The sequence below is a fragment of the Bradyrhizobium sp. Tv2a-2 genome (genome assembly GCF_000472425.1).
GTDB lineage: Bacteria > Pseudomonadota > Alphaproteobacteria > Rhizobiales > Xanthobacteraceae > Bradyrhizobium.
Window position 1 is genome coordinate 67,152 of sequence record NZ_AXAI01000027.1, and the last position, 11,718, is coordinate 78,869.

Below are 11,718 nucleotides of genomic sequence, written 5' to 3' on the forward strand. Positions count from 1 at the left end.
GCGTCCCGGCCATGACAAATCCAAGGCGCGAAGCGCGCTTTGGCGGGCGAACGCAGGCAGCCCACCTGAGCAACATGTCCGACGAACCGTCGCGGCAAACTGAAATGAAGGAATAGACCAATGCGTCACGGCAAGGTTCATCGGAAGCTCAATCGTACCCACGAGCATCGCCGCGCGATGTTCGCCAACATGTGCGCCGCGCTGATCAAGCACGAGCAGATCGTCACCACGCTGCCAAAGGCCAAGGAGCTGCGCCCGATCGTCGAGAAGCTGGTCACCCTCGGCAAGAAGGGCGGGCTCGCCGCGCGCCGCCAGGCGATCAGCGAGATGCGCGATATCGACCAGGTCAAGAAGCTGTTCGATGTGCTCGCGACCCGCTACAAGGACCGCCAGGGCGGCTACACCCGCATCATCAAGGCCGGCTTCCGTTACGGCGACAACGCCGCGATGGCCGTGATCGAATTTGTCGATCGCGACGTCGATGCCAAGGGCCAGGATTCCGGTCCGGTCGAGGCGAAGGAAGCGGAAGCGGCATAAGTCCGCGGTTACCTCGAGAGCTTTCAAAAGCGGCGCCGCAAGCGCCGCTTTTTTTGTTTTGGGCACGCTGCCGCTGCCTCACCGTCCTCTGGCGTTCGCAGGACGATCGGGATAGCGCGGTCCCGAACGTGCTACGCGCCGATTGCGCCCGCGCACGCTGCTGTCAATATCTCCAAGGCAACAATGGAGATGGTCCATGAAGATCGATCTTTCCGGAAAAACTGCCCTTGTCACGGGCTCGACCGCCGGCATCGGTTACGCTATCGCCAGGGGTTCTCGCAGCATCGGGCGCCGAGGTCGTCATCAACGGGCGCGGCCGGGACACGGTCGAGGCGGCCGTGACTAGGCTCCAGCAAGCCGTGTCGGGAGCGAAACTCCGCGGCATCGCCGCCGATGTCTCGACTGCCGAAGGCTGCGCAGCGCTCACCAAGGCGCTCCCCGAGGTCGATATCCTCATCAACAATACCGGAATCTTCGAGTCGAAGGATTTCTTCAAGATTCCCGACGAGGAGTGGAGCCGCTACTTCGAGGTCAACGTGATGTCGGGTGTGCGGCTGTCGCGCGCCTCTCTCGGGCATGCTCAAGCGCAACTGGGGCCGCATCATCCTCATCTCGTCGGAATCCGCGCTGAACATTCCGGTCGCGATGATCCACTACGGCATGACCAAGACTGCGCAGCTCGCGATCTCGCGAGGGCTTGCCAAGCTGACGCGGGGGACGGCTGTGACGGTCAACTCGGTGCTGCCGGGACCGACCATGACCGCTGGCACAGAAGTGATGCTGAAGGCGGCTGCCAAGCGCAGCAGCCGGTCGTTGGAGCAGTTGGCGGCGGATTTCGTGAAGCAGCAGCGTCCCGATTCCCTGCTGCAGCGATTTGCCGATACCGACGAGGTCGCGAACATGGTCGTGTATGTTGCTTCAAAGGAAGCTTCGGCGACCAACGGTGCAGCGCTGAGGGTAGAAGGCGGCATCGTCAACACTATCGGCTGACGCGGTATCCGATTGGTATCCGCAAGCGGAGATTTTGGATCACCGCGCTCTCATCGAGTTTGGCGGTGAAAGTGGCAGACTGGTCGGAGTAGCTCTCGCCGACGGAAAAGAAGCTCGACTGCGCGAAAACTCTCAGACCCGAACGCAATGCGGTGACCGGATTGTCGAGAAGCTCGAGCCTGCGCAGTCAGTCCTCTCTGATGAAGCAGTGCGCACGTTGGGATTGAACACATCGATATCAAGTTTCGTTCAACAGCAGCGCGCGAGAAGTCGCGCATCTGTGAGAATTGTGTGTCACTAGCGTGGCCGCGGAGACACACGGAAGACGGATTCGGAAGAGGCTGTTGCAAGTCTCCACCTGGAACAGCTTTTTGTAATAGATCTGGAACAATCGAAGTCCAGTGTCGCGGCACCAAACAACCTTAAGGGGTTTTCTATGTCACGTCACAGACAGGCCTTGCTTGGCTTGCTGGCCACTTGCCTTGTTGCTGAATCCGCTCAAGCGGCGGATCTTCCGCTCAAGGCCAAGGCCATTGAGTATGTCAAGGTCTGCAGTCTCTACGGCGCCGGTTTCTGGTACATTCCCGGCACCGACACTTGCATCAAGATCGGCGGCTATCTGCGTGTCGATACTGGCATCAACGCTGGCGGCCCGCACGGACAGCCGGCCTGGAGCGGCGACTCCGGCCAAGGAAATCGCTTCTACGACTACTTCTCTTCACGCTCGCGCTTGGCGTTGACAGTTGATACCCGCACCAGCACCGAATATGGCGTCGTTCGAACCTTCGGGGAAGGCCGCTTCCAGTTCAACAATTTCGGCTCATCCAATCCTTCGACAGTTGGCGCTGCACCGACCGCGCTGGGCGGAATCAGCGGCACGTTCCTCGATGGCGTCGGCGGCGGCTATGTCGCAGTCGGATACGTGTTTATCCAGTTCGCGGGCTTCACCTTCGGCAAATCGGCCTCGCCCTTTTCCTCGCCCTGGCAGGGCTTCCTAGGCAACATCAACTCCTTCTTCATCGGCGGCGAGACCAACGACAACGCCGGTGTCCCCAACGTTCAATATACAGCGGAGTTCGGCAATGGGGTGTCCGCGACCATCGGTGCAATCGATCCGACGGTGTTCGCTCGCACGCCGGTCTACAATCTCGGCATTCCGGGCGCGATCAGCAGCTCCGGGACGGGCTCGAACGCCTATGGCGGATTTGCGACACCCGACTTCGCCGGCAACGTCCGGATCGATCAGGCCTGGGGCTTGCTTCAATTCTCCGGCGTGGCCCATGCCGTCAGCGGCTCATACAACGCACTTGGCGCTGGCGCCATTCCGATCTCGGGCGCGACCGCTCTGACCGACTCGGTGCTATCAGGCCATCCTGAGACCAAGTGGGGCGGCGCGGCCATGATCGCGCTGCAGATCAAGAATTTGCCGACGGGCGCGGGCGACGACATCAAGCTGGACTCGACCTATTCGAAGGGCGCGACCAAATATGTGATTTCGACGGCTTCGACCTCGCCGAGCTTCGCGATGTTCGGCGGCAGCGGCTTCGCCTACCAGAGCGTCGGCTTCGGTGCGACCTCTGACGGCGTCTACCTGCCGGTGGCTAACGGCGGCGATGGCAACATTCACCTGACGACATCCTGGGGCGTTCGCGGGGCCTTCAATCACCACTGGGATCCCTACTGGTCGACCAGCCTCTTCGCCGGCTATGCAGCCTTGAGTTACGACGGTTCAGCCAACGACAATCTGGGCGGTGCGGGGCTGTCGACCGCGAAGGGCGCCTATTGCAGCGCGTTTGCCGCTAGCCATCCCGGCCAAGCGCGGGTCGCAAGTGCGTCCGGTAACTATACCTGCAACCCCGACTATGAAGTCTCGCAGGTCGGCCTCCTTACCCAGTGGACGCCCGTCAAGAACCTGACCTTCTCGGCGGAAGTCGACTGGTTCCACCTTTACCAGCACATGTCGGGCAGCTCGGTCTTCACGCCGAGCGCTCCGCAACCGACCGCGCTGTACCAGTTCAAGGACCAGAACACGGTCCTCGGCGAGGTGCGTGTGCAGCGTAACTTCTGACGCGCAGCACCGCAATATTGCCAATAATGGCCGAGTGGGCGAGAACGCCCGCTTGGCCTGCCATGAGCACCGCCAGCCAGTGTTTTCCCGTGACGCGACCGATTGCTATTGTGGGCCGCCAAACAATACGGGAGAGTGGTAATCCGGGATGAATCTTCAAACCTCCGAAGGGCACATGGTCACATCGACCATGCACGGCATGTCGGTGCTCAGGAGCTACAACACACCGCAGAAGTCCGGTGCGCTGATAGTCGCACTTGGCAAGGAGGCAGTGTTCACCTTCAGCTATAGCGGCATCAGCGAGGACGAAGCGCTGGCGCTTGCCGAAAAATCCGACTGGAAGGCGATCCAGACGGCGGCTCAGGCGAAGTAGCGGCGAGGGCGGCCCAGTCGCGCCGCCGCAATAGTCTTGCATCATTCGCTGCGATCGGCAATCTCAGCGCATGCGAACCGTGCTGTCCACCCGCTCGAAACGGCGCCTGAAGCTCACCTCCGCGCGTCTGCAGCGGCGCGCGATCTTCCTGCTTGGCGGCGTCGTGGTCGGCGGTGCCGCGGTCGTGCTTGCGCTGCTCGCCGACCAGGCACAGCTTGCCTTCGCGTTTCTGCTCTCGAAGTCGCGCTATGCGGCGCTCGTCGTGACGCCGCTCGGCTTCGCGGCCGCGGTGTATCTGACCAACCGCTATTTTCCCAACAGTCAGGGCAGCGGCATCCCGCAGGCAATCGCGGCACGCCATCTGACCGACCAGAAGGCAAGGAACAGCCTGGTTTCGATCCGGATCGCAATCGGCAAGGTCATCCTCACTTTGTTCGGCCTGCTGTGCGGCGCGTCCGTGGGACGCGAAGGGCCCACCGTCCAAGTCGGCGCCTCCATCATGTTTGCGCTGGGACGCTTCTCGCCGCGGCGTCAGCCCGGCCTCATCCTGGCGGGTGCGGCGGCGGGCGTCGCGGCGGCTTTCAACACGCCGCTCGCCGGCATCGTGTTCGGCATCGAGGAGATGAGCCGCGCCTTCGAGACGCGCGCGTCGAGCCTGATCATCGCAGCCGTCATCGCGGCCGGCCTCACCTCGATCGCGTTGATGGGCAATTACACCTATTTCGGTTCGAGCCCTGCGGCCCTCCGTAATGGTCTCGACTGGCTTGCCATCCCCGTGTGCGGCGTCGCCGGCGGGCTCGCCGGCGGGGTGTTCAGTCGCATCCTGATCACCATGGCGCGCGGCCTTCCTGGCAGCGTGGGGCCGGCCATCAAGCGCAACTCGCTGGTCTTCGCATTGGCCTGCGGCTTCGCCGTCGCAATCTGCGGCCTCATCTCGGGGGACACGATCTACGGCACCGGCTATTCGCAGGTGAAAACGGCGCTGGAGAGTGGTTCACCGTTGCCGACGGACTTCGGCCTGCTGAAATTTTTGGCGACTACGTTCGCGGCGATCAGCGGCATTCCCGGCGGCATCTTTGCGCCGTCGCTGGCGATCGGCGCCGGCATCGGCACCAATGTCGCGTCGCTGTTCGACGGCGCGCCGATTGCCGCGATCATGCTGCTCGGCATGGTCTCGTATTTCGCAGGCGTGGTACAGGCGCCGATCACGGCCTTTGTCATTGTGACCGAGATGACCGACAACCACGCCATGGTGGTGCCCCTGATGGCCGCGGCCCTGATCGCGCACGGGACGTCGAAGCTGATCTGCGAGGAGGGCGTCTACCACGCGCTCGCCAAGGGCTTTGTCGAAAGAGCGGAGTCACCTCGCGACAAGACGTAGGGTGGGCAAAGGCGTTCCTTCTCCGTCATTGCGAGGAGCGCAGCGACGAAGCAATCCAGAGCCTCATACTCGGCCCTGGATTGCTTCGCGGCGCCTGTCATCGGGCCGCGCTTCGCGCGGACCCGTTGGCTCGCAATGACGGTATAAGGCCTACCACCCCTCCAGCACGATCTTGCCGCGCGACTTGCCGCTCTCAAGCAGCGCATGCGCGCGCTTCAGATTGGCCGCGTTGATGCTGCCAAAGCTCTGGTCGAGCGTGGTGCGCAGCACGCCCTTGTCGATGAGATCGGCGACATCGTTGAGCAGGTGGTGCTGCGCGATCATGTCAGGCGTCTGGAACGAGGAGCGGGTGAACATCGATTCCCAGTGCACCGAGATCGCCTTGCCCTTGAACACGCTCATAGTGAACTCGGCGGGGTCGTCGATCAGGCCGAACTTTCCCTGCGGCGCCATGAAGTCGGCGATTGCCTTGTAGTGCTGCTCGGTGAAAGTGAGGCTTGCGACCAAGGCAACCGGCGGCAGCCTCAAGCTCTCGATCTGCTCCTTCATCGGCTTGCCATGGTCGATTACCGCATGAGCGCCTAGCTCGAGGCACCATTTCTGCGATTCGGGCCGCGTCGCGGTCGCAACCACCGTGAGCCCCGTCAGGCGGCGGGCAAGCTGGATCAGGATCGAGCCGACACCGCCGGCGCCGCCCGTGATCAAAAGCGTGCGCGGATCGACGCTCTTGCCGGGCACGGCGCCGAGCCGGTCGAACAGCAGTTCCCAGGCGGTGATTGAGGTCAGGGGCAGGGCCGCGGCCTGCGCGAAAGAGAGGCTTTCAGGCTTCTTGCCGACAATCCGCTCATCGACCAGGTGGAACTCGGAGTTGGTGCCCTGGCGCAGGATCGAACCGGCATAGAACACCTCATCGCCCGGCTTGAACAGCGAGACCTCGGGGCCGACCGCGTCCACGATTCCGGCGGCATCGTAACCCAGGATCTTGACCTGGCCCTCGGGCGGCTCGGCGCGCTTGCGCACCTTGTAATCGACCGGGTTGGCCGAGATCGCCTTCACCGCGACGCGGATGTCGCGGCCGGTCGGCTCGGGCTTGGGGACCTCGAAATCGATCAGGGCGTCCGCAGCGTCGATGGGAAGGGATTTCTTGTATCCGACCGCCTTCATGGCTTGTCTCCTGTGGGCTGAAAGCAGCCGCCTAACTGTCTGCTTGGAACCAACTTGGCAAGTACTGTAAATTCAGGGATATAGTCCCCAATCGGATACTATTGGACGAACTCTCATGAAACGACGGAATTTTGCCCACCGGCCGGGCTGCGCGGTTGAAGCCACGCTGGACTTGATCGACGGCAAGTGGAAGGGCGTCATCCTGTACCATCTGCAGCAGGGCACCCAGCGCTTTGGCGAACTGCGCAAGCAGATGCCCGGCATCACCCAGCGCATGCTGACCAAGCAGCTGCGGGCGCTGGAGCAGGACCGGCTGATCATTCGCAAGGTCTATGCCGAGGTTCCGCCGCGGGTAGAGTATTGCCTCTCCGAGATGGGCGAGAGCTTGCGCCCCGTGATCGATACACTAAAGGCGTGGGGCGAACGGCATCAGGAGCGGCTATCTTGCGCGCCCGCGCCGGATGCGGTCGCAGCCGAGGAGCGTGCGGCTTGAACCTCGCGCTTCCCATGACCGACCTCCTGCCTATATCAGGCCCTACCAATCCCAGGATCTCCCGCATGAAGCTCATCCGTCTCGCCGCAGCGCTTCTGGTTTCTGCGCTCATCGCAACGCCGTCGCTTGCGCAGGATCGTCGCGTGCCAGCCTCCGCCGCTGAACTCCGGCTGTCCTACGGGCCGATCGTGCAGCGCGTGCAGCCGGCGGTGGTGAACGTCTATGCGGCCAAGATGGTCCAGAACCACAATCCGTTCCTGGACGATCCGATCTTCCGCCGCTTCTTCGGCCTTCCCGGCGGGCAGCAGGAGCAGATGCAGCGCTCGCTCGGCTCGGGCGTGATGGTTGATGCCTCAGGCCTCGTCGTCACCAACGTCCACGTCATCGAGGGCGCCGACCAGGTGAAGGTTTCGCTGTCCGACAAGCGCGAGTTCGAGGCCGAGATCGTGCTGAAGGATTCGCGCTCCGACCTCGCGGTGCTCCGCCTGAAGGACGCCCATGAGAAATTCCCGACGCTCGATTTCGCCAATTCGGATGAGCTGATGGTCGGCGACGTGGTGCTCGCGATCGGCAATCCGTTCGGCGTCGGCCAGACCGTGACCCATGGCATCATCTCGGCGCTGGCGCGCACGCAGGTCGGCATCACCGACTACCAGTTCTTCATCCAGACCGATGCGGCGATCAATCCCGGCAATTCCGGCGGCGCGCTGGTCGACATGACCGGCAAGCTTGCCGGCATCAACACCGCGATCTATTCGCGCTCCGGCGGCTCGCAGGGCATCGGCTTTGCCATCCCCGCCAACATGGTGCGGGTGGTCGTCGCCTCCGCCAAGAGCGGCGGCAAATCGGTCAAGCGGCCGTGGCTCGGCGCGAAGCTCCAGACCGTGACGCCTGATATCGCAGACAGCCTTGGGCTGAAAACGCCGAGCGGCGCGCTGGTCGCAAGCGTCGTGCAGGGTAGCCCGGCCGCACGCGCAGGGCTGAAGGCGTCCGATCTCATCACCGCGATCGATGGCCAGCCGATCGATGATCCCAACGGCTTCGATTACCGCTTTGCGACCCACCCGCTGGGTGGCACCTCGCAAATCGACGCGATCCGTGGCGGCAAGACCCTGAAGCTTGCCGTCGCGCTGGAGACCGCACCCGATAAGGATCGCGACGAGATCACGCTGTCCGGCCGTTCGCCGTTCCAGGGCGCGAAAGTCGCCAACATCTCGCCGGCGGTCGCCGACGAATTGCACCTCGATGCGGACACCGAAGGCGTCGTCGTCACCGAGCTGTCCGAGGATTCCACGGCCGCCACTGTCGGCTTCCAGAAGGGCGACATCATCCTGGCGGTGAACAGCAAGAAGATCTCCAAGACCGGTGATCTCGACAAGGTGACGCGCGACCAGTCGCGGCTGTGGCGGATCACGCTGTTGCGCGGCGGCCAGCAGATCAACGTCACGCTGGGCGGATGAGCCCGAAGCGACCACGCGAGAGCGGCGCATCGCTGTTCGCGGCCGCCGGCCTCGAGCAGGACGCGCCGCATCCGCTGCCCGACCGGCTGCGTCCGCGCAAATTGTCCGACGTCGTCGGCCAGGATCACATCCTCGGCCCCGACGGCGCGCTGACCCGCATGCTGGAGACGCGCACGCTCGGCTCGCTGGTGTTCTGGGGACCGCCGGGCACCGGCAAGACAACCGTTGCGCGGCTTTTGGCCGACGCAACCGAGCTGCATTTCGAACAGATCTCGGCTGTGTTCTCCGGCGTCGCCGATCTGAAGAAGGCGTTCGATGCGGCGCGTGCCCGGCGCGAGATGGGCAAGGGCACGCTGCTCTTTGTCGACGAGGTGCACCGTTTCAACCGCGCGCAGCAGGATTCCTTCCTGCCCGTGATGGAAGACGGCACCGTGGTGCTGGTCGGCGCCACCACCGAAAATCCGTCCTTCGAGCTCAACGCGGCGTTGTTGTCGCGCGCACGGGTGCTGGTGTTTCACTCGCTCGATCCGGCTGCGATCGAAAAGCTGTTTCGCCACGCCGAGGAGGTCGAGGGCAGGAAGCTGCCGCTCGATGCGGAGGCGCGCGCGGTGCTGGTGCGCATGGCCGACGGTGACGGCCGCGCCTCGCTGACGCTCGCCGAAGAGGTGTGGCGCGCCGCGCGTCCGGGCGAGATTTTCGATGCGGCGCAATTGCAGGAGATCTTGCAGCGCCGCGCGCCGATCTACGACAAGTCCGCCGACGGCCACTACAACCTGATCTCGGCCCTGCACAAGGCGGTGCGCGGCTCCGATCCTGATGCTGCGCTGTATTATCTCGCGCGCATGCTCGATGCCGGCGAGGACCCGCTGTTCCTGGCGCGGCGCGTGGTGCGGATGGCGGTCGAGGATATCGGGCTTGCCGATCCGCAGGCGCTCGTCATCGCCAATGCTGCCAAGGACGCCTATGATTTTCTGGGCTCACCGGAAGGCGAGCTCGCGATCGCGCAGGCCGTGATCTATGTCGCCACCGCTCCGAAATCGAACGCCGCTTACATGGCCTTTGGTGCGGCCAAGCGGGTCGCGAAGGAAGCCGGCTCGCTGCTGCCGCCGAAGCACATCCTCAACGCGCCGACCGGGCTGATGAAGGACGAGGGCTACGGCTCGGGCTACGAATACGACCACGATGCGCCGGACGCCTTTTCCGGCCAGGATTATTTCCCCGAAAGCCTCGGGCGCCAGACCTTCTACGATCCGCCGGAGCGCGGCTTCGAGCGCGAGATCAGGAAGCGGCTGGACTATTGGGCGAAGCTCAGGCGGGAGCGGGCAGGGAAGTAGCCGACGCGCTTAGAAGAACTTGCCGAGGTACGTCGCCGCTTCATCCGAAATTCCGACGATCTTGTCGGTCGCCTGACGATAGAACTTGAAATTGAGCTCGCGGATCTCGAATCTCGGCCTTGACTGCGAATGCCATGCTTCCGCCCCTCGGCAGCCGAACCCTACGGGGTCGCGCTCCGCAGTCACCCGCTGAGCCGGGTCAATCAGCGCAGTTGTGGCGTTTTCACCGTGACGATTCGCGCCTTTTGGGCTAGGCAGACCGGATGAGCCGCCGCATCAAGAGAACCCAGTCAAGTCCCCGCGCACGCGACGAGCGCAAGGGGCCGCGTCCGCTTCGCGAGCGCCCCAAAGGCGAGCCGAAGGCTGGCTTCCGTCCACAGGGCAAGCCCGCCCGCTTTGCCGCCGAGCGCGGCGAGCCGCGACGCCCTGCCGAGCAGCCGGCGAAGCCACCGAAAGCCGCGGCCGAGCCGGCCGCGCTGCCGACCAAGGTACAGACCGTCGTCGTCACTGCTGACGAAAACAACATGCGTGTCGACCGCTTTCTCGAGGCGCGGTTTCCGGGGCTGTCGTTCTCCCACATCCAGCGCATCGTCCGCAAAGGCGAGCTGCGCGTGAACGGCAAGCGCGCCGATTCCAAGGACCGGCTGGAGGCGGGGCAGAGCGTGCGCATTCCCCCCTTGCGGCTGGATGCGCCGAAGCTCGCAGCCTCGCTGTCGGAGACCGAGCGGAAGACGCTGGACGCGCTCAAGGCGATGACCCTGTTCGAGGACGACGACGTGCTCGTCCTCAACAAGCCGGCGGGGCTCGCGGTGCAGGGCGGCTCCGGCACCACGCGCCATGTCGATCAGATGCTGGAGGCGATGCGCGACGCCAGGGCGCAGAAGCCGCGGCTGGTGCACCGGCTGGACAAGGAAACCGCGGGCTGCCTGCTGGTTGCCAAAACGCGCTTTGCTGCCACCGCGCTGACAGGCTCATTCCGCCACCGTTCCGCGCGAAAACTCTATTGGGCCTTGGTCGCCGGCGTCCCCAAGCCGAAGCAGGGCCGCATCTCGACCTATCTGGCGAAAGAGGAGAACGAGGACGACACCATCATGCGCATTGCTGCCCATGGCGACGAGGGCGCGAGCCATGCGGTGACCTATTACGCCGTCGTCGAGACGGCGGGGAGCAAGCTCGCCTGGGTCTCGCTGAAGCCCGTCACTGGCCGCACCCACCAGCTGCGCGCGCATATGGCACATATCGAGCACCCCATCGTCGGCGATCCCAAATATTTCAACCGCGAGAATTGGGAATTTCCGGGCGGCCTGCAGAACCGGCTGCATCTACTGGCGCGCCGGATCGTGATCCCGCATCCGCGCGGCGGCATAATCGACGCTACAGCGCCATTGCCGGCGCATATGCAGCAATCCTGGAACCTGCTGGGATTTGATGCGAGCCGCTTCGATCCGATCGAGAACGCGCCGGAGGAGTGAGCGCTCACGGGCAGCCGGACTTACCGCGCTGTCTTGCCTTCCTCGATCGCCTCCACCCGTGTCGTGATCTCGTTGATCTTGCGGTGAAGCATCTTTTGGCGCCCGAGATATCGGTATCGTTCCAGCGCGCGGCCGATGGCAACGGCCGGATAGCCGAACACGTAGGCGCCATCAGGCACATCGGAGAAAACTCGAGCTATGGCTGATTCTGGGTGACGCGGCCTGATCAGGCGGCGTGGCTTTCAGTGGTCGGAATGACCTCGATGCCGTCAGTAAACTTTACACCGGCGATGACCTTCGGCAACTGATTTGTTCCTTTCAGTCGGCGCCATGTCTTCGATGCGGCGTCGATCAACTTGAACACCATCAGCTTCGCGGTTTTCGGCGAGAGCGATCCTTTCGTTCGCACCGTCCGGTGCCGCACCGTGGAGAACACGCTCTCGATC

General features: G+C 63.7%; 10 protein-coding genes and 2 pseudogenes. 9 read left to right on the forward strand and 3 right to left on the reverse strand.

What is annotated here, in order from left to right:
- Positions 1 to 120: 120 nt before the first annotated feature.
- The 5 genes and pseudogenes from rplQ to A3AI_RS0135605 all read left to right on the forward strand — a co-directional run bounded on the left by rplQ (position 121) and on the right by A3AI_RS0135605 (position 5,349).
- Positions 121 to 537: a 50S ribosomal protein L17 gene (gene rplQ, locus A3AI_RS0135585; RefSeq protein WP_024520104.1), complete on the forward strand. Its 417-nt coding sequence runs from the start codon at positions 121 to 123 to the stop codon at positions 535 to 537.
- A 196-nt stretch (positions 538 to 733) separates the two neighbouring features.
- Positions 734 to 1,527 (forward strand): annotated as a pseudogene (locus tag A3AI_RS44115) (SDR family NAD(P)-dependent oxidoreductase).
- Positions 1,528 to 1,963: 436 nt separating this feature from the next.
- On the forward strand, positions 1,964 to 3,595 hold the full coding sequence (locus A3AI_RS0135595; protein ID WP_024520105.1) for a porin: 1,632 nt from the start codon (positions 1,964 to 1,966) through the stop codon (positions 3,593 to 3,595).
- Between the two features lie 148 nt (positions 3,596 to 3,743).
- Positions 3,744 to 3,968 (forward strand): hypothetical protein, encoded by a 225-nt coding sequence (locus A3AI_RS0135600; protein ID WP_024520106.1) that lies wholly within the window; start codon positions 3,744 to 3,746, stop codon positions 3,966 to 3,968.
- A gap of 70 nt (positions 3,969 to 4,038) precedes the next feature.
- A complete protein-coding gene (locus A3AI_RS0135605; protein WP_024520107.1) occupies positions 4,039 to 5,349 on the forward strand; it encodes a chloride channel protein in 1,311 nt (436 codons plus the stop codon).
- A gap of 150 nt (positions 5,350 to 5,499) precedes the next feature.
- Here the strand turns inward: A3AI_RS0135605 and A3AI_RS0135610 are convergent, their stop codons facing one another.
- Positions 5,500 to 6,513, reverse strand: coding sequence for a zinc-binding alcohol dehydrogenase family protein (locus A3AI_RS0135610; RefSeq protein WP_024520108.1), 1,014 nt, complete (start codon positions 6,511 to 6,513; stop codon positions 5,500 to 5,502).
- A 115-nt stretch (positions 6,514 to 6,628) separates the two neighbouring features.
- On the opposite strand from A3AI_RS0135610, the gene A3AI_RS0135615 reads away from it, so the two are divergent.
- The 4 genes from A3AI_RS0135615 to A3AI_RS0135635 all read left to right on the forward strand — a co-directional run bounded on the left by A3AI_RS0135615 (position 6,629) and on the right by A3AI_RS0135635 (position 11,272).
- Positions 6,629 to 7,006, forward strand: coding sequence for a winged helix-turn-helix transcriptional regulator (locus tag A3AI_RS0135615; RefSeq protein WP_024520109.1), 378 nt, complete (start codon positions 6,629 to 6,631; stop codon positions 7,004 to 7,006).
- Positions 7,007 to 7,071: 65 nt separating this feature from the next.
- Positions 7,072 to 8,466, forward strand: a complete 1,395-nt coding sequence (locus tag A3AI_RS0135620) for a DegQ family serine endoprotease (protein WP_024520110.1) — start codon at positions 7,072 to 7,074, stop codon at positions 8,464 to 8,466.
- Positions 8,463 to 9,800, forward strand: coding sequence for a replication-associated recombination protein A (locus tag A3AI_RS0135625; RefSeq protein WP_024520111.1), 1,338 nt, complete (start codon positions 8,463 to 8,465; stop codon positions 9,798 to 9,800). Before A3AI_RS0135620 ends, A3AI_RS0135625 begins: the two co-directional genes overlap by 4 nt.
- 263 nt (positions 9,801 to 10,063) lie before the next feature.
- Positions 10,064 to 11,272 carry an RluA family pseudouridine synthase gene (locus A3AI_RS0135635; RefSeq protein ID WP_024520112.1) on the forward strand — a complete coding sequence of 403 codons (1,209 nt, stop codon included), beginning with the start codon at positions 10,064 to 10,066 and terminating at the stop codon, positions 11,270 to 11,272.
- A gap of 20 nt (positions 11,273 to 11,292) precedes the next feature.
- On the opposite strand, the gene A3AI_RS48325 is transcribed toward A3AI_RS0135635, so the two are convergent.
- Entirely contained in the window at positions 11,293 to 11,451 is a 159-nt protein-coding gene (locus tag A3AI_RS48325) for a hypothetical protein (protein ID WP_156928094.1), read from the reverse strand.
- Positions 11,452 to 11,498: 47 nt separating this feature from the next.
- Positions 11,499 to 11,718, reverse strand: a pseudogene (locus A3AI_RS44125) (IS256 family transposase); the annotation flags it as partial.

What these genes read in the sequence shown, in the direction of transcription:
- rplQ (WP_024520104.1), top strand. Translation starts at nt 121, where the DNA reads ATGCGTCACGGCAAGGTTCATCGGAAGCTCAATCGTACCCACGAGCAT.
- A3AI_RS0135595 (WP_024520105.1), top strand. Translation starts at nt 1,964, where the DNA reads ATGTCACGTCACAGACAGGCCTTGCTTGGCTTGCTGGCCACTTGCCTT.
- A3AI_RS0135600 (WP_024520106.1), top strand. Translation starts at nt 3,744, where the DNA reads ATGAATCTTCAAACCTCCGAAGGGCACATGGTCACATCGACCATGCAC.
- A3AI_RS0135605 (WP_024520107.1), top strand. Translation starts at nt 4,039, where the DNA reads ATGCGAACCGTGCTGTCCACCCGCTCGAAACGGCGCCTGAAGCTCACC.
- A3AI_RS0135610 (WP_024520108.1), bottom strand. Translation starts at nt 6,513, where the DNA reads ATGAAGGCGGTCGGATACAAGAAATCCCTTCCCATCGACGCTGCGGAC.
- A3AI_RS0135615 (WP_024520109.1), top strand. Translation starts at nt 6,629, where the DNA reads ATGAAACGACGGAATTTTGCCCACCGGCCGGGCTGCGCGGTTGAAGCC.
- A3AI_RS0135620 (WP_024520110.1), top strand. Translation starts at nt 7,072, where the DNA reads ATGAAGCTCATCCGTCTCGCCGCAGCGCTTCTGGTTTCTGCGCTCATC.
- A3AI_RS0135625 (WP_024520111.1), top strand. Translation starts at nt 8,463, where the DNA reads ATGAGCCCGAAGCGACCACGCGAGAGCGGCGCATCGCTGTTCGCGGCC.
- A3AI_RS0135635 (WP_024520112.1), top strand. Translation starts at nt 10,064, where the DNA reads ATGAGCCGCCGCATCAAGAGAACCCAGTCAAGTCCCCGCGCACGCGAC.